This is a genomic window from Trichocoleus sp. DQ-A1, assembly GCF_039961955.1.
Classification (GTDB): Bacteria; Cyanobacteriota; Cyanobacteriia; order Cyanobacteriales; family FACHB-T130; genus FACHB-T130.
In genome coordinates this window covers 1-18,676 of the sequence record NZ_JAMPKE010000057.1, presented here as the reverse complement: position 1 = coordinate 18,676, position 18,676 = coordinate 1, and the positions used below count along the sequence as shown (strand labels likewise).

Annotated in this window: 10 protein-coding genes and 1 pseudogene; 7 read left to right on the top strand and 4 right to left on the bottom strand. The window is 48.9% G+C overall.

The features are described 5' to 3' along the window. Positions 1 to 337: 337 nt before the first annotated feature. Both NDI33_RS27075 and NDI33_RS27070 read right to left on the bottom strand, forming a co-directional pair. The gene (locus tag NDI33_RS27075) at positions 338 to 1,915 is read right to left on the bottom strand and encodes an MBOAT family protein (protein ID WP_190676063.1); all 1,578 of its coding nucleotides are present in this window, start codon (positions 1,913 to 1,915) and stop codon (positions 338 to 340) included. 472 nt (positions 1,916 to 2,387) lie between these two features. Further along, positions 2,388 to 5,648 carry a DUF1574 domain-containing protein gene (locus NDI33_RS27070; RefSeq protein ID WP_347275908.1) on the bottom strand — a complete coding sequence of 1,087 codons (3,261 nt, stop codon included), beginning with the start codon at positions 5,646 to 5,648 and terminating at the stop codon, positions 2,388 to 2,390. 439 nt (positions 5,649 to 6,087) lie between these two features. Here NDI33_RS27070 and NDI33_RS27065 point away from each other — a divergent pair, with 439 nt between their 5' ends. From NDI33_RS27065 to NDI33_RS27055, 3 genes are all read left to right on the top strand, one after another. Continuing rightward, positions 6,088 to 6,336: a hypothetical protein gene (locus NDI33_RS27065; protein WP_190412911.1), complete on the top strand. Its 249-nt coding sequence runs from the start codon at positions 6,088 to 6,090 to the stop codon at positions 6,334 to 6,336. Positions 6,337 to 6,542: 206 nt separating this feature from the next. Continuing rightward, entirely contained in the window at positions 6,543 to 9,659 is a 3,117-nt protein-coding gene (gene ppc / locus NDI33_RS27060; protein ID WP_190412848.1) for a phosphoenolpyruvate carboxylase, read from the top strand. Positions 9,660 to 9,919: 260 nt separating this feature from the next. After that, positions 9,920 to 10,195 carry a hypothetical protein gene (locus tag NDI33_RS27055; RefSeq protein ID WP_190676059.1) on the top strand — a complete coding sequence of 92 codons (276 nt, stop codon included), beginning with the start codon at positions 9,920 to 9,922 and terminating at the stop codon, positions 10,193 to 10,195. Between the two features lie 51 nt (positions 10,196 to 10,246). Here NDI33_RS27055 and NDI33_RS27050 read toward each other — a convergent pair whose 3' ends face one another. Further along, a complete protein-coding gene (locus tag NDI33_RS27050) occupies positions 10,247 to 11,926 on the bottom strand; it encodes a HEAT repeat domain-containing protein (RefSeq protein WP_347275907.1) in 1,680 nt (559 codons plus the stop codon). Further along, complete coding sequence (locus NDI33_RS27045; protein ID WP_242033147.1) at positions 11,908 to 14,532, bottom strand: HEAT repeat domain-containing protein; 2,625 nt, start codon at positions 14,530 to 14,532, stop codon at positions 11,908 to 11,910. Before NDI33_RS27045 ends, NDI33_RS27050 begins: the two co-directional genes overlap by 19 nt. A 157-nt stretch (positions 14,533 to 14,689) precedes the next feature. On the opposite strand from NDI33_RS27045, the gene NDI33_RS27040 reads away from it, so the two are divergent. From NDI33_RS27040 to NDI33_RS27025, 4 genes and pseudogenes are all read left to right on the top strand, one after another. Further along, positions 14,690 to 14,959: a hypothetical protein gene (locus tag NDI33_RS27040; protein ID WP_190676057.1), complete on the top strand. Its 270-nt coding sequence runs from the start codon at positions 14,690 to 14,692 to the stop codon at positions 14,957 to 14,959. Between the two features lie 124 nt (positions 14,960 to 15,083). Next, complete coding sequence (locus NDI33_RS27035) at positions 15,084 to 15,767, top strand: GDSL-type esterase/lipase family protein (RefSeq protein WP_190676055.1); 684 nt, start codon at positions 15,084 to 15,086, stop codon at positions 15,765 to 15,767. A 218-nt stretch (positions 15,768 to 15,985) separates the two neighbouring features. Then, on the top strand, positions 15,986 to 18,100 hold the full coding sequence (locus tag NDI33_RS27030) for a TIGR00300 family protein (protein ID WP_190676053.1): 2,115 nt from the start codon (positions 15,986 to 15,988) through the stop codon (positions 18,098 to 18,100). A gap of 69 nt (positions 18,101 to 18,169) precedes the next feature. Continuing rightward, positions 18,170 to 18,547, top strand: a pseudogene (locus NDI33_RS27025) (Rpn family recombination-promoting nuclease/putative transposase); the annotation flags it as partial. Between the last annotated feature and the right edge of the window lie 129 nt (positions 18,548 to 18,676).

Genomic DNA, 18,676 nt, shown 5'->3' with positions numbered 1-18,676 from the left:
AACGCCGAACCAGCCTACATACAGGCGGTTGTCGGTTGATGTGACCCAATCGCAAAACCGTTGCCATACGTTGGCGCTTTCGCGTCTTTGTAAGGTTGTGGTCATGTTTTTATGAGTGCTTTGAATTTTCTAGGTTCGGTATGAATGAGGCGAAGTTTGTCTCGCCTTGTATTTAATAATATTTACATTTATTCGTATTTGTCCAGTCTTTTTTTGTTCATAAATCCGAATCACTGTCATTTCATTTACTTATGAGTGGCTGAGAATGCGGTAGGGTTAGCGATCGCAAGCGAGACGTGTCAGCCAGGAGTAGTGGGCGATCGCTTAATGTAATGCCCTAAAAATCAAAGTAAATGTAGGGAAGACCACCTTGGGGCGCAAATATCCAGACAATGTAGAAACACAATGGCACCAGCAGCAGCTTCAGAGGCCAATTAAGCTGTAACTTGAGACCCCGATGGACGGCATAGACCAAGAACATCGACGCGGCTAGCAGCCAAAGCAGTAAACCTAACTGGGATGCATTCACACCCAGCGCCTCTCCGTAGACTTTTTCGGCAAACTGGGCATCAGCAGATTGACCCCAAAGGTGCTGAATCACCCAACTGGATTGTTTCAGATTCGGTAGGCGGAAGAAAATCCAGGATGTGAACACCATAAACTGGGTTAGCAACCACGCAACCAGTACACCTGGAAGGCTTTTCCACCAATTTCTAGCTTTCTCAGACTGGCGGGAGTGGGCTTCTGTGAGGCGGTGAGCCACTAAAGCAAGACCGTGATAGGCACCCCAGACGACATAGCCCCAAGCCGCTCCATGCCAAATCCCAGCAATTAACATGATAATTAGCAAATTCAGGCAGGTACGGCGCAGCCCTTGGCGCGAACCCCCCAAGGGAAAATAGAGGTAGTTTCGCAACCAATCGCCTAGCGTAATATGCCAGCGCCGCCAAAAATCAGCAATGCTGGTACTGAAGTAAGGAAAATTAAAATTCTCCGGGAGATTGAAGCCTAAGAGGATGGCACTACCACGGGCGATATCTACGTACCCACTAAAATCCAGATAGAGTTGCAGTCCGTAGGCAGCGATCGCTAACCACAAATCGCCGCTGCTAGCTCGCTCTAAGTTACCAAAACACAAATCGACAAAAATTCCCAGCCGATCTGCCAAAAGCGCTTTTTTAACTGCACCGCAGGCAATCAGCCACAATCCTTCCGTAATCTGATTAAGCGTTGGAAATTGCAGCGTTTTGAGCTGAGTTGAGAATTGATGATAACGAGTAATTGGCCCTGCAATTAGCTTGGGAAAAAATAACTTATAAGCTGCAAAATCGAGAAATCGCTCCGTCGCTGGGGCACCACGATATACATCAATTAAATAAGCAATGCACTCAAAAGAAAAGAAACTCAAACCTAAAGGCGCAATTAAGTGAGTGCTGACCCAACTGGCGCTATTTTCGGCAACGGGTAGCGATGTTCCGGTGAATTGTTCATAGAAGCCCGCCACCGAATTTAAGAAAAAAGGTACATACTTGAAGCTCACCAACAACAAGACATTCAGAACAATCCCCAACCATAAAAACTTTAGTCGCTGACGATTCCAAAACGCTTGATCGAATTGCCAATCTTCATGGGGATCGGTCGCGTACATCCCTAATGCTGTATTTTCTCCAATTGCCTTACCTAAGCTGAAGTTCATCAAGGTGATGGCAATCAACAAAGGAATATAGGCGACTTGCGGCGAGGCTAAAATTTGCAGCCAATGCTCATTTACTAAAGTTGGTGCTTGCAGCGAGGTATAGAAAACCAGACTGACAACAAGCAACGTCCACATCTGCAAAGACTGTTTTTGGAACGACCAGTAAATTCCCAAAACGCTGAGCAGAAAAACTCCGTAGATAAGAGAGATAAAAGTCATTTTTGAAGACTGAGGAGTAAGGACTGAGGGCTGAGGACTGAGGGCTGAAGGCTGAGGACTGAGGGTAAATAAGAAGAATTGAACTGAGTAAAAGAATGAGAGAAGTTTATCTTGGATATTGGGCACTCATTTTACTCCTGATTGACTCAGTCCTCAGTCCGCACTTCGTGCCGCTTCGTTAATATGACTCAGTCCTATTTAGCAGGAAAATAAGGGTAAACAACAAGGATTGAACTGAGTAAAAGAATGAAAGAGATTCATCTTAGGTATTCGGTAATCATTCCCCTCCTGACTCACTCAGCCCTCAGTCCGCACTTCGTGCCGCGCTAACATAATTCAATCCTATTTAGCAGGAAACTAAGGGTAAACAAGAAGAATTGAACTAAGTAAAAGAACGGGATAAATTCATCTTGGGTATTGGGCACTCATTCCACTCCTGGTTCACTCAGTCCTCAGTCCTCTTAACTCAGTCCTATTTAGCAGGCCAGGGAATCATGGGATCTTCGGCTAGCTGGTTAGAAACTTCATAAGCACCGTAGCGGTTGAGGTGGCTGGGGTCGGAAAAATAATCGTGTTGAGTAGGATAAAGCTGATTTAAATCTCGGAAAATCAGCCCTTTTTGGATTGCTTGCGATCGCATATACCGCTGAAATTCTTGCTCATATTCTATGCGTACTGGGTCTAAGTAATCTTGGGTCAAAGGCAGGTTTATAAAAACAATCGGAATTTGACGCGCTTGGGTAAATTGCAGCAGCGATTCTAGCGCTTGGGTTTGCTTGCCTTCCATCTTGAAAGCGTAGTAATCGCTGTCATAGTCGCCGCTGACTCTGGCATATTGCTTGTAGTAGGTGGCAGGATTGTAACGAACGGTGAGGGGAAGGAAGCCATCAAAATCGATGGCAAATTGGCTGGCTGTCAATGCTTGGGGAGTATCGGTAGCTCCCTCAGAAGTTGTTTTCGCTGGTTTTGCCCAAACAACATACAGATCCCGCAACCGCGTTTTCATTTGGTCGCGCTGGGGATAAGTTGCTGAGAACGTTCCTAGCGTTTCATTGAGCCAATTATTAACCATTTGATAGCTTTGCGTTAAGGAACCACTAGCTCCTTTATCCGCCGTCGCCGGAGTTTTAGCCGGTGGTGTCGCCGTCGTTCGGCTGGGACTTCCTGGGGTTGAATTCTGCTTGGGGAAAGTACCGGCAAGCAGATGTTGGTAGCCTTGCGAGTTAGCGATCGCATTATAGGTGGCATCTATCCGCCCGCTATTAAACGCTCTGGCACCATCCGCCCAAATAATCAGTTTTGGCAGTTGCTCTGGCGTCAAAACTTGGCGAACCATCAAATCTACTACTTGAGCCGTCGCACCGTTGATGCCAAAGTTAAACACCTGAACACCCGGATATCCCTGCGCTGCCAGTGCTTCTTCCAGCGCTTGAGGATCGACCCCCCGCATTGCCCTAGAACTGCCCACAATCCAAACATCCGGGGGCACTCCCCGTCTTTGTAACAGCATCTGTTGGTAGAGAGCCACTTTTTCGTCTAACAGGCGGTTATTAAAAGAGGGATTAGAACTTCGGGCGGCTGCCAAAATTGCTGCTGATGCGGCATTCCGCTGGGACTTTTCACCCTCGTTCCTTACGGTGATATCTCCTTGGCGAGTGAATCCTTCGGAATTGAATACAGGAGCCTCTGAACCACGAGATTTTTGCAAAGACATCTGGGGCAAGGGAACTGACGTATCCTCGATCGGTTCTCGTGGGTCAAGGGTTGATTTGCCGCTGACCGCTGACGCTTGATTAATGGGTGGTTTTGACTTCAGGATCGCAGACAGAAACCAATCCGTTTGCACCGTGAGCAAGAATCCCAGCATCCCCCAGACCAAAGCCACGACGAAACCTTGGTAATAAGTGTAGGTGGAAGTGCTAAGTTTGCCTGAGGCGACGGGTGCCAGGTCTTTAATCTCCACCGTGGGAATAAACAATTGGGAAGCGCATAACCATTGCTGGATGGTTCGAGTCACTTTGAAAGAGACAGCGCTAGCGGCTGCTTTGAGGTCTTCCTTAGTGACATCAGAACGCAGAACGGGTTCGTTACTGCCAGAGAGGATATCTCCTAGATAAACATCGCTGGCAGCAAATTCTGGGGTTGCTTCCGGTACCAGTCGTTTGCGAGGGGTGAAATCAACGCCCATCTGCCACAAGGGGGTGGAGTGACCGGCGCGACGCCCATAAATTCGCACCCCTTTAATGCCAGGAATCGCCAACCCGCGCAGAAACTTGGCAACAGGTGGCCCGACGGCAGATTGCTGCGGACTAGAGAGTGCCTCGCTCATGATGTGCAACAAATCTTGTTTGCGGCGCAGAGATAAACGAATGCCACCCGTTGTTAATCGCTCGTCTAGGTCGGGATTGAGTAAGCGTTGCAATAAAAACTGAATTGCGTTCAGATCGCCCCGTTGCGCCAATTCCAAAGTAGATTCTGCTAAAGCGGGATCTCTGGACGCAGGTAAATTCAGCCATTCAATCCAGATTGGCGTTTCTTGTTCCGGGACTGGTGTTACACCGTGAGTCTCAACGCCGTAAATGGTGGCAGCGTGAATGCCTTGCGTTGTCAGAGACTCTAAAACGGGAGCGATCGCACTCGTTGCGGTTTTTCGATCGGGTGCAGCGATCGCAATCTCAGCCGCATCGCTCGTGGCAGATGCGGTGTCGCCCGCTGCTTTTAGCTGCTTGAAGAGCTTCTGGCTACAAAATAAATGCAGCGTTGAATCTTTCAGAACTGCGGAGATTTGCATCTCCTGCGCGTTTAACACTTGATTGAGCAAGCGGGCGATCGCTTGGATATCTCCCCAACGCGCCCAATCCTTGAGCATTTCCTCTGGAGGGGTCAGATCCACCCGCAGCCGCCAGTCGGGAGCCGCTTCTCCTCGAACCTGGCTGCAAATCACGGCATCCCGAAACCCTTCCAGCTTCAAATTTCGTAACTGAGCCGCCACCGGCTCCGCCATCAGCGACTCATCGGTGCTGTAGTTAGAATCGCAAAGTACCCACAGACGACGGGAAACCACTGGTGAAGCAGGGGACAATTCTTGATGCTGTCCGGCTCCCCGGCTTCCTGGCTCCCTCCCAAGCGTCTGAATCACGACCTTGACGCCGACTCCCATTGGGCTGAGAGTTTCGCTCAGATAACGCGCGATCACTTCTGGTTGACCGGAGCGAGCGAGGCTGCGGTTGGAGACTCTCAGCCCGTCAGCATCGCTAGTTACTCCTCGCTCGGCAGTCATTTCCTGCCCATCCGTCGGCGTTGCAGCAGCCACGCCTGCGGCATCTGACGCCTGATGCAGTTCCAGCCGCTCTAGGTGAATTTGCTTGATCCAGTCTGGGCGCTGGATGCCTAGTTTCCGACCATAAAGAATCACCTGGTCAATGGGAGCTTCTTGCGGGGGGAACCCAGCTCCCCCTTCCTTCCCCTTCAGTGCCTCGACAAATCGGCTCACAACGGGTCCAGCAGGCGGACATTCGGAGCCTTCACAAAGAATATGCAGGTTATTCCCTCGTAAGCGAAATCGTAGGCGCACTTCCGGAAGACCGATAGCGCGGGAAACCCACTGGGCGAGGGAAGATTGACCCTCTAAATAGGCGATCGGATCGGCATCCAACATCACAAAGAAAGTACCCTGGACTTGCAACAGATGAAAAGACGATGAAGCATGAACGCTGTAGCCCGGAGGGCGCACCCTGGGATTGGAAGTCGCGCTTAAAGGTTGTCACAAAGGATGAAAAATTGGTTGAACACCAAAATTTCAGGATATACTTCACACTTCATACTTCATACTTAATACTTCATACTTCATACTTAATACTTCAGCAAGCGTTAACCGCTCCGAACGTCCCCAAGCTTTGTACAATTGCTTCTAGATTCTCAGTAGTCTTACACAAGACTGCCATTGGTGCTACCGAATTATTGCCCTTGTGCCATAGCTATTTGCCGAACGCCCCGTGCTTAGGACAGTAGCGCTGAGGAGCGTGTTTCCTTCCTACTATGCCCTAGGAGGCTATCGCTGTATTATTCAGATGCATAAACTAGAAGGATAAGTGCCCCTTGTGCTGTTTAAATTCTGACCTCTTTTATTTGTTTGTCTAAAAAGAAATTAGTTTTCATCTAGACCTTCTCCCATGCAAACTCTTCCTAACAAAAAGCAACCGTCAACCGCCGAAAATGCAACGTCTGCAACTCCCGAAATTTGGTTGAGTTTAGCCACGGTGCCGATGCTACTCGGAGTTTTAGGCATCAAAGCAGTCAGCGAATTGTTATGCGCCATTGGACAAAATAGTGAGGAAGTATTTCGGGGCGATCGCTTGCCGGTTCTCCACGTACCCACCCCAGGAAACACATCACAGGAAGGGGAAAATGAGGAAGAGTAGCGGAAAGTAGATAAAAATACGCTCGCCGACAAACTAGGACGCGATCGCGCTCATGCAAAGCGAGGCGTTAGCCTAGCGCTGAAAGAGTCAGTTCGCAACCCCTCCCTTTTTCTGGAAAAACCCAGTTGGTGTTCGCTGTAAACCACTTGCTGGGACTAGAAACCCTAAAATTAGGTGATTATTCTTCTTTAGAGAGAATAGACTCTATGAGTTCCCTACTGCAATCGACGGATCAGCCATTGACGGTAACATCTACTTCTGCTTTATTTTTACGTCATCGCCTCAAAGTGGTGGAGGACTTATGGGAGTCTGTTCTCCAGCAGGAATGCGGTCAGGAACTGGTCGATCTGCTTAATCAACTTCGATCGAGGTGTTCGCCAGAAGGACAGGCAACAGAATTGCCTGAGTCAGTGCCTCAGCTGATCGAAAAGCTTGATCTCAATGCAGCGATTCGAGCCTCACGCGCCTTTGCTCTCTACTTCCAGCTCATTAACATCGTCGAGCAGCACTACGAACAGCGCGATCAGCAGCTTTCCCGACGTGCTACATACAATGCTCCTGCTGGTGAGGCAGCACCGCGTAAACTTCCTAGCCTGCAAGGAGATGGGGACTCCGCCATTGTGTTGTCGCCAGAGGACATGGAGGAAGAAAACCAAAACGGCGGACCGGGCGCGGATTTGCTTGAAAAGAGCTGGCACCACGATGGCACAGCTAAACGAAATGCCGGGACATTCCACGGGTTGTTTCCCCATTTACGCCAGATGAATGTGCCTCCGCAGCAAATCCAGCGCTTGATTGACAATCTGGACGTGCGGCTAGTTTTTACCGCTCACCCGACGGAAATTGTTCGCCATACGATTCGCGGCAAACAGCAGCGGATTGCTAAAATTCTGCAACAACTAGACCAGGCAGAAGAAGAATTTAGAGCCTTAGGTTTGACGACTTCTTGGGAAGCAGAGGCTTGCATCGAACAATTAACCGAAGAAATTCGCCTCTGGTGGCGCACCGATGAACTGCATCAATTTAAACCAACCGTGTTGGATGAAGTGGATTACACCCTCCACTACTTCCAGGAAGTGTTGTTTGATACGATTCCCCAGCTTCATCAACGCCTAAAACGCGCCTTAAAAGCTTCTTTTCCGGGACTTACTCCCCCTGTAAACAACTTCTGCCAGTTTGGTTCTTGGGTGGGGGCAGATCGGGATGGAAACCCCTCAGTTACACCGAAAGTCACTTGGCAAACCGCTTGCTATCAGCGCGGTTTAGTCCTGGAGAAGTATATCCAATCGTTGCGGCAACTGACGAATCAGCTCAGCTTGTCGTTGCACTGGAGCGATGTCTTGCCAGATTTGCTGGACTCGTTAGAGCAGGATCGGTCGCAAATGCCAGAAGTATACGAGCATCTGGCAATTCGATACCGACAAGAGCCTTACCGCCTCAAGCTGGCATACATTCAGCAGCGTCTGCAAAATACCAGCGATCGCAACCGGCGACTTTCGGATGGCGAAAACTTGCATCGGCAAATCTCCGATAGCCAGTCTCACGTCGTTTACCGCTCTGGAGAAGAATTTCTAGCAGAACTGCGGCTGATTCACCGGAACCTGATTGAGACGGGTTTATCGTGCCGGGATCTGGAAAATTTAATTTGTCAGGTGGAAATCTATGGCTTCAACTTGGCGCACTTAGATATTCGCCAGGAAAGCACTCGCCATTCCGACACCTTCAACGAAATAACCCAATACCTGCAAATTCTGCCCAAAGCATACAACGATCTATCGGAAGCCGAGCGCGCGCTGTGGCTGGCAACGGAACTGCAAACCAAGCGCCCGTTGATTCCAGCAGAATTGCCATTTTCTGAAAAAATTTGCGAAACCGTTGAAACCTTCCGAATGCTGCGGCAGCTCCAGCTAGAGTTTGGTTCTCAAATTTGCCAAACTTACATCATCAGCATGAACCGGGAAGCCAGCGACGTTCTGGAAGTGCTGCTGCTGGCAAAAGAAGCGGGTCTGTATGACCCCTCCACAGGAAAGAGCAGCATTATGGTAGTGCCGCTGTTTGAAACGGTGGAAGACCTGAAGCGGGCACCCGCAGTCATGCAAGATTTGTTTGAACTGCCTTTGTATCGCGCTTGTCTTGCGGGAGGCTACGAAAACGTTAAAGATTCGCAAGCGTTAAAGGTTGAGGATTCAAACCAACCTGCCAACTTGGAATCTCCAACCTATAACCTGCAAGAGGTGATGCTGGGCTACTCAGACAGCAACAAGGATTCCGGCTTCTTGAGCAGTAACTGGGAAATCCATAAAGCTCAGAAAGTGCTACAAAAAATCGCCGAACAGTACGGCATCGCCTTACGGATTTTCCACGGGCGCGGCGGTTCGGTCGGTCGCGGCGGCGGTCCCGCCTACGAAGCGATCTTGGCTCAACCCGGTCATAGTATCAATGGGCGGATCAAAATTACCGAACAGGGGGAAGTGCTGGCTTCTAAATACTCGTTGCCAGAATTAGCTCTGTATAACCTGGAAGCGGTGACAACCGCTGTGATTCAAGCAAGCTTGCTGCGAACCGGGTTTGATGATATTGAGCCGTGGAACGAAATCATGGAAGAGTTGGCGACGCGATCGCGTGCCCACTATCGCGCCTTGATTTACGAACAACCGGATTTAGTCGATTTCTTCCACCAAGTGACCCCCATCGAAGAAATCAGCCAATTGCAAATTAGCTCTCGTCCTGCTCGTCGCGGCGGTAAAAAGGATTTAGCGAGTCTGCGGGCAATTCCTTGGGTCTTTAGCTGGACGCAAACGCGCTTCCTGCTGCCGAGTTGGTACGGCGTCGGAACGGCATTGCAAGAGTTTTTGAACGAAGAACCCGAAGAAAATCTGAAGCTGCTGCGTTATTTCTACTTCAAGTGGCCTTTCTTCAAGATGGCGATTTCTAAAGCAGAAATGACGTTGTCGAAAGTAGACTTGCAGATTGCTCACCACTACGTGCGGGAGTTATCCCACCCGGAAGATCGCGATCGCTTTGAAGCCTTGTTTGAGCAAATCAAGAGCGAGTTTCACCTCACTTGCGATTTAGTTCTGACGATTGCGGGTCACAAACGGCTGTTGGATGGCGATCCAGTCCTGCAAAGGTCTGTGCAGTTACGCAACGGCACGATTGTCCCTCTGGGCTTCTTGCAAGTCTCTCTGCTAAAACGCCTGCGTCAACATGGCAAGCAAGCCGCCTCTGGTGTCGTCCATTCTCGTTACAGTAAAGGCGAATTGCTACGCGGGGCGCTGTTAACGATTAACGGAATTGCCGCCGGGATGCGGAACACGGGTTGATGGGGAATGGCTAATGGCTAATTGCTCCTGGTTCATGGTTAATTGAACAATGGGCAATTAGCTTTTGAATAAGGAGCAATTAGTCATATCAAATCTGTTTCATTGTCCATAAAAGAACCCCACCCCCAGCCCCTCCCCGCAAGCGGGGAGGGGAGCCGGAGACGCAGGCTCTGGCGGGGTGGGGTTCCGGAGAATTGTGGGGAATAAACCGGATTTGATATCATTAACCATTAAAAATAATTAGCCATTAGCTGTTAGCCATGAATAAAAAACGTATGTTAATTTGTACTTTTATGGCGTTAGCATCGGGTTGTTTCGGTGCTTACATGGGGGTACAAATTAAGTTACTGGCTGATAACCAACGCTGCGAAAATATGACAAAAAATACCTTGGAATTCGCAGTATTCAAGACGGCGTGTCAAGCTTGGATGATGCCGGGAGCTTATATGCAAGGTAGCAGCAGCGGCTTGTGGGGGGGTATGGTTATGGGAGCTTTTATCGCGGGTTTGGCAACTCACCACAAGCAGCCTGAGTGAATTGATATAAAGAGAAAGTTTAATAGCGGATTGAGGAGAAGGAAGCGCGCTTTATTCTTCCATCATCTTCTCTCTAATCCAACTCACAATATCGGCAACTAAATTTGGCTGGCTGGGAGAGAATGTTTGGAGATTACAAGGCTGTTCGCTCACTACACAAATTCTCCTCGCGTTATGAAATTTGCTCAGAGATGTGAGGAAAGTTTGACTGAAGCCTTGGGGCGGTTCACCACTTGTATCTTCGTAAAAAATTAGGAAGACTTCCTGACATTTTAGCTGCCAATAAACTTTCAGAGCTTGCATCGTTTCCGGTTCCCCTTTTTGACGTTCGGGACAGCCTTGCATTACCATCTCGGCGTAAATTTCTGAGGCGGGATTATCTGGGTTCTCGAATTTGCTGCCGTCGATGCAAATGGGTTGTACTTTGTCCCTCAGATGAGGATTGTTGTTGATGGCGGTGTTAAAAAGTTCGGGTAATACTGCTAAGTTATGGCATTGGGGGAAGGAAGTGAAACCAACTTCGGTAGTTTCTGCAACCTCTTGATGGGGAGTGATACGTGGATGATGCCAAGCTTGATAAAAGGTTGGGTAAGGCAGAGTTTGAGCGCACTGCCAGATAATTTTGTAACATTTCTTGAAGAGGTCAAAATTGCTTTCATAAACTTCATGTGTTAGACAGTGCTGCAAAGCTGAGACATCTGACGACATCTGGCGGTTTTGTAATATTTTCTCCAAACTTTCGGCAGCCCTCTTACGGGTATCCTTAGATTCTGTGGTTTCCAGAATCCGGAGTAACCCAGCAATTGCCACCTCGTTTCCCGTGCCAATTTTCCCCAAATTATAGGCAGCCTTCCCACAGGTATCCTCAGATTCTGTGGTTTCCAGAATCCGGAGTAACCCAGCAATTGCCACTTCGTTTCCTGGGTCAATTTCCCCCAAACTATAGGCAGCCCTCCAACGGGTATACTCATCTTCGGTAGTTTCCAGAATCCGGACTAACTCAGCAATTGCCACTTCGTTTCCTGGGTCAATTTTCCCCAAACTCTCGGCAGCCCTGCTACGGGTATACTCAGATTCTATGGTTTCCAGAATCCGGACTAACTCAGCAATTGCCACTTCGTTTCCTGGGTCAATTTTCCCCAAACTCTCGGCAGCCGTCCAGCGGGTAGCCTCAGATTCTGTGATTTCCAGAATCCGGACTAACCACCCAGGAATTGCCACTTGGTTTCCGACGCCAATTTTCCCCAAAGTTTCGGCAGCCCTGCTACGGGTCCCCTCAGATTCTGTGATTTCCAGAATCCGGACTAACCCAGCAATTGCCACTTCGTTTCCCGTGCCAATTTTCCCCAAACTATAGGCAGCCCTGCTACGGGTATCCTCAGATTCTGTGGTTTCCAGAATCCGGACTAACCTAGCAATTGCCACTTCGTTTCCCGTGCCAATTTCCCCCAAACTATAGGCAGCCCTGCTACGGGTATACTCATTTTCTGTGGTTTCCAGAATCCGGAGTAACCCAGCAATTGCCACTTCGTTTCCCGTGCCAATTTCCCCCAAACTATAGGCAGCACTCCTACGGGTATACTCATTTTCTGTGGTTTCCAGAATCCGGAGTAACCCAGCAATTGCCACTTCGTTTCCTGGGTCAATTTTCCCCAAACTCTCGGCAGCCGTCCAGCGGGTAGCCTCAGATTCTGTGATTTCCAGAATCCGGACTAACCCAGCAATTGCCACTTCGTTTCCCGTGCCAATTTTCCCCAAACTATAGGCAGCCCCCTACGGGTATCCTCATCTTCTGTAGTTTCCAGAATCCAGACTAACCCAGCAATTCCCACTTCATTTCCCGTGCCAATTTCACCCAAAATATCGGCAGCCCCCCTACGGGTAGACTCAGATTCTGTAGTTTCCAGAATCCGGAGTAACCCAGCAATTGCTAGTTCGTTTCCCGTGCCAATTTTCCCCAAACTTTCGGCAGCACTCCTACGGGTATCCTCATTTTCTGTGGTTTCCAGAATCCGGACTAACCTAGCAATTGCCACTTCGTTTCCCGTGCCAATTTCCCCCAAACTATAGGCAGCCCTGCTACGGGTATACTCATTTTCTGTGGTTTCCAGAATCCGGAGTAACCCAGCAATTGCCACTTCGTTTCCCGTGCCAATTTCCCCCAAACTCTCGGCAGCCTTCCAACGGGTATACTCATTTTCTGTGGTTTCCAGAATCCGGAGTAACCCAGCAATTGCCACTTCGTTTCCTGGGTCAATTTTCTCCAAACTGTTGGCAACCATCCAACGAGTATCCTCATTTTCTGTGGTTTCCAGAATCCGGAGTAACCCAGCAATTGCTAGTTCGTTTCCCGTGCCAATTTTCCCCAAACTCTCGGCAGCACTCCTACGGGTTGACTCATTTTCTGTGGTTTGCAGTAAGTTGATGAGTTTATTAATGACAAGGCTACAGTTAGTGTGTAACAGCGATGCTCTCGCTGCCTTGGCAAGCGGTTCGAGATATATCTGCCATTCTTGTTTGTCAGTGTTGTAATAACCAAAGCCCCACGTAACGATTTGCGTTACTATTTCATCTGCCCAAGGACAATCCTGAAACTCCGCAACCCCATCTGAGGCTAGAAAATAGGCTCGATCCCCATAAAAGTAGTATCTGCACCCATCTTCAAACTCTACCAATGCTTGAATAAACTTCTCTTTCTGCTCCCTTTCCACATCCTCTCGCCCCAGCCATAGCAAAATTACCTCTTTCCACTGCGGCTCAAAAATGCGGTAAATATTGCCCAGTAACGGTTGAGGATTGTCATTGTCGTGAGTCAAGAAAAAGTGCCAATCTTCAATCGCTAGCGCTGCAAAATATTCCTGAAACGTCAGATGATAGAACGCATAGACAGGTTCATCAGTTTCCGCATCTCGGTACACCAGATTCAGCCAACCAATCTGCTGCGCTAACTCAAACAGACATTCCCCCATCAGCTGATAAGCTAGCGACTCCCTCAGCGGTGTCTGATTCTCAATTGCGGCAACTGCCAACCTTCCCAACGCTGCATTCAACTCCTGCCGTTGCTGCCAGCCTATAGGAAACTCGTTTTTTTTCCACTCATAGAAATCCTCTCGAAATCGCTGATAAAGCGTCGCTTTCGTCTTCGGTAACTCCCCTTGCTTCACCGCCCAGGTTTGACACAACAGCGCCAACCGCAAGGGATTTCTAATCAAATCTCGAATTCGTTCCCGCCCCGTTTCCCCTAAATTCTCCCATAACTGCTTCCCTAACTGGGGTTTCTCCGCCCTAGCAAACCACTCCCCAATAAACTCCCCCACCTGCGGATCGTCAAAATCCAGGGTGCGATAGATATCACAATTGGGCACTACCCGATCGTTCGCCTGCCAAACATTCAGCCGACAGGTTAAAAGGGTTTGCGCCTGTGCCACCCAACCCCTCAGCTGATGTGCAATTCCTTGTAGGGGCGAATTTGCCCCCGTGGATGTATCCGCCCGTATTTCATCCACCCCATCCAACAGCAACCACACCTGATGAGAATTAAACAACTGCATTAACTCAGTTTGCATTTGCGCTGATACCACCATTCCTTGAAGAGACAGCGCCTCCTTCAGCCAAACCTGGAGTAAATACTCTTCCAAAGTTTTCCCATCCAGACTCCCCAGCTGAATGCAAATCGGCAACCGGGAAACATTTTCTGAATCCTTGAGATGACGGGCAATTTGCTCTAACCACGTACTTTTCCCCGCCCCCGGTTCCCCAATAATGGCAATCATCTTGCCTTCCCCCGCCTCAATTACCTCCCGGAGAAACGCATCCGCCTCAAACCGCTTCTCAATTTCCTTCTCATTCAGCTGATATTGCAACCGCCCCTCATCTGGGGATGGGCAAGACTCCTCACTCCGTCGCGGCTGAGTCGTCGGTTTCACCAAACCCAGTGGCACATAAATACCCACCTCATGCCCCAACCCCGCACCCGTCGCCTGTCGCCGGAATTGGTAACGCTTCAGCTGTTCCTCCAGCATTTTGTGGCAGATATCGCCCCAGTCAATCGGGTTTTCTGGCGTTGTATCTGGGGGATTCGGTTTTTTCGGATCGATTAACTCTGCTAGTTCTAAATTTAGGGAGGATGCGATCGCGATCGCACTCTCATAGTCAACATCTTCGTTCCCTGAGAAAAACCGCTTAACCGTCTTTTCACTCACCGATGCTGCTGTAGCAATGTCCAAATAAGTCCAACGCCTGCCTTTGTAATTGCGTTTAGCAGCTTTAGCGTCCATGAGTTTCTGCTTTCCAGCCTCGTTTACCTGAACGCTGTTGCGATTGCGGATTTCAGCCATAGTCAACGGAAAAGAACAGTTGCGGATATTAATAGCTTAGGCGGCGTCACGGTTTGATGAGGGTCAGAAAGGGTCACTTAATCTCTGTCCCTAAGAGTTCGGCGGTTTCTCCAGGCGATTCGCTTTCGTGGAATTGTAAGGTTCAGCAATTCCACAAATGACCACCAACCTGTTCAAATATTTACTTATAGTTGAAAACCCAGAATATCAAGCTTTACTCTTACTTGTTTTTATCCTGTCCTTAGACTCAGTTAATCTTAAGAAAGCCAGCGCTGTATCATTTCTTGTCCAAGCAGGATTGATTGATATCGGGGGCATTATTTCAGTTATGTCGGGAACATCCTTGCCATTAGTCATCCTTATGATGTTGGCGCAAGGCGTTTATTTGATTATCGATGCTTACCGCGCCGAAAAAAGTGGTCAGTAGACGAAGCGCGGGGCGAAGCATTCGCATTAATAATTTTCGGTTAAGTGGCATAAGCGATCGCGCTTTCTTCTTCGCCCCTACCGCTAACCATCTGCAATATCGTTGAGTTGAATTGGAAAACTGTATGAAAAAACGCCGATGGGTGTGGTTCTTTAGTTTGCTGTTTGCTTCCCTACTGGTTGTTACCAGTTGCGGCAACAACTTCGATGATGTCAAAAACCTCAAAGCCGGTGTTGGTAAGCAAGTTATTGTTTTAGGCGATAGCATCGCCTCTGGATATGGCGTGGACAAGACAGAAGCTTTTCCCAGCGTGTTGAGTCGTCAACTCGGTTTGCCAATACTGAATCGCGGTGTTAGCGGCGATACAACCGCTATGGGGTTGAGTCGCTTACAAAAAGATGCGATCGCGGCAGAACCTTGGCTGGTAATTGTTGAATTAGGCGGAAACGATTTTCTGCGAAAAATTCCTAAAACAGAGACAGAACAGAACTTGCGACAAATTGTCACTTCGATTCAACAACAAAAAGCAATTGTTGTGCTGCTAGGAATCAATCTCGGCTACATAGAAGATGAATATGACGAACTTTATCAGCGTGTTGCTAAAGATACACAGGCTTATTTAATTCCGCAGGTTTTAACTGGAATTGTCGATAATCCAAAAAATCGCCAGGAAGATATCATTCATCCAAATGCCGCCGGACACCAGCTTTTAGCTTCCCGCGTTGCTAAAAATTTACAGCCCTTATTAGCCCAGGCTACTTGGCCTCCAACCTTGTTGCAATATCGACGGAGTGCTAATCAAACATAGGAGCGACTTGCTCTCAAACTGTTAAATATTCCCACTAAATCACTTTTTGTCAAGCCCCTTGGGTTGTAAAAGAATAAAATAGACATTAGCCTCTAGAGCTGACTTTCGCTGTTACAAATAAGAGGTAAAGATTTCGTAACAAGTCCTACAGAATTGGATCATGGAAAGTCTGTATCCAATAAGAGTTTGCCCTTGTCTATTTCACTAGAGATTCTTTTATGACCTCCTCGATCCGCTTCCTCATGTGCGCTCCCGACCATTACGACGTGGATTATGTGATTAATCCCTGGATGGAGGGCAATATTCACAAATCCTCGCGCGATCGCGCCGTCGAGCAATGGCAAAAGCTTCACTACGTCCTCAAAGACCATGCCATTGTCGATTTGGTTGCACCCCAACGCGGTGTGCCTGATATGGTGTTTACAGCCAATGCTGGGCTGGTGCTGGGAGATACCGTCGTCCTGAGCCGCTTCTTCCACAAAGAGCGGCAGGGTGAGGAGCCTTATTTCAAGCAATGGTTTGAGGAAAAAGGCTATAAGGTGCATGAACTGCCTAAAGACTTGCCGTTTGAAGGCGCGGGCGATGCGCTGCTGGATCGAGAGGGGCGCTGGTTGTGGGCGGGATACGGCTTCCGCTCAGAACTCGATTCTCACCCGTTGTTGGCAAAGTGGCTCGACATCGAAGTGCTATCGTTGCGATTGATGGATGAGCGGTTCTATCATCTGGATACCTGCTTCTGTCCCCTGAGTGGCGGCTATTTGCTGTATTACCCCCCCGCATTTGATTCTTACACCAACCGCTTGATTGAAATGCGAGTTGCGCCGGAGAAGCGGATTGCCATTGAGGAAGCGGATGCGGTAAATTTCGCCTGCAACGCTGTGAATATTGACCACGTTGTGGTGATGAATAAGGCGAGTGAGGCACTCAAAAAACGCCTTGCCGATGTTGGATTCCAAGTTATCGAAACACCGCTGACAGAATTTTTGAAAGCCGGTGGTGCTGCCAAGTGCCTGACGCTACGGGTGACAGAACCCGTCCGAGAAGAAGTCCATGCCAATGTCTCGGTGGAAAGCCGCACGATTCGTCTAGAAGGGCATTTGCTAGACTCCGGCTTAATCAACCGTGCTTTAGATTTAGTCGTAGAAAATGGGGGTAGCTTCCAGGTTCTTAACTTCAGTCTGGGAGAGCAACGGCAAAGTACCTCCTCTGCGGAGGTAAAAGTGTCGGCTCCTTCCCATGATGTGATGGAAGCGATTTTGTCGCAGCTTATCGATTTGGGTGCGGTGAATTTGCCCCAAGATGAGCGTGATGCCAAGCTGGAAGATGTCATCCAAGCTGGGGTGGCTCCAGATGATTTCTATGTGTCCACCATTTATCCCACAGAAGTCAGAATCAATGGGGAGTGGGTGCGGGTGCAAGAGCAACGCATGGATGGCGCGATCGCTATTACCCAAACTCCCAACGGACGGGTAGCACGGTGTAAACTGCTGCGGGATTTAGAACTTGGCGAACAGGTGGTGGTTGATGTCGTCGGTATCCGCACGGTGCGGAAGACGGAATCCCGCGAACAGCGCAACACCCAAGAATTCAGTTTTATGTCTGCCGGAGTTTCCAGCGAACGCCGCGTGGAATTGGTGGTGGAACAAGTTGCCTGGGAACTTCGCAAAATCCGCGATGCTGGCGGTAAAGTTGTGGTAACAGCAGGGCCAGTAGTGATTCATACTGGCGGTGCCGAACACCTGACGCATCTGATTCGGCAAGGTTATGTGCAGGCGTTGCTGGGAGGAAATGCGATCGCTGTCCACGACATTGAGCAATCCATGCTGGGAACCTCGCTGGGTGTGGATATGAAACGCGGCGTCGCTGTTCGCGGGGGACACCGCCATCACCTGAAAGTAATTAACACGATTCGCCGTTATGGCAGTATTGCCAAAGCTGTTGAGAACGGTGCGATCAACAGCGGTGTCATGTACGAGTGCGTCCGCAATGGCGTTCCCTTCTGCCTTGCCGGTTCCATCCGCGATGATGGCCCCCTGCCAGATACTCAGATGGACTTAATTAAAGCTCAGGAAGAGTATTCCCAACTGCTGCAAGGTGCAGACATGATTTTGATGCTCTCTTCGATGCTGCACTCAATTGGAGTGGGAAATATGACACCAGCCGGGGTGAAGATGGTCTGCGTAGATATTAACCCAGCCGTTGTCACCAAATTGAGCGATCGCGGTTCTGTCGAATCCGTCGGCGTCGTCACCGATGTCGGGTTATTCCTCAGTCTGTTAGTGCAACAGCTGGATAAGTTAACCAGTCCTTATCACATTGCTCAATCAGCTTAATTATTGTGTAAACACGATAGGGTGGGCAGTGCCCGCCCTATTTTTTTTTCCAATAGTGGCTCTGAAAGCGTGAAAACAGACAGCATTTTCTATCAACTATTCCAAGCTTTTCCCAGCATCTTCTTTGAATTGATTGGTCAACCTGCTTCAACGGGTAACACCTATCAATTCACTTCAGTTGAAGTTAAACAAACTGCTTTTCGTATCGATGGTTTATTTCTACCCTCTGACGATTCTGCCGACCAACCCATTTATTTTGTAGAAGTCCAATTTCAACGCGATCCAAGGTTCTATCAGCGCTTTTTTGGCGAAATATTTTTATACCTCTCTCAATATGAGCGACCGAATGATTGGCGCGGAGCAGTAATCTTTAAAAACAGAAGCCTAGATCCTGGCGTACAAGCGCAGTATCGAGAATTACTGACCAGTCCGCGAGTTAGGCGGATATAGTTGGATGAATTAGCGGGACTTAAACAGATTTCAAGCCCAAATAAAACCCAAAGCAGCTTTATAGGCTGAGAATACATCTCGATTAGCGTTCACCCACTCCATAAAACGGAAAGACATCGCTGTCCG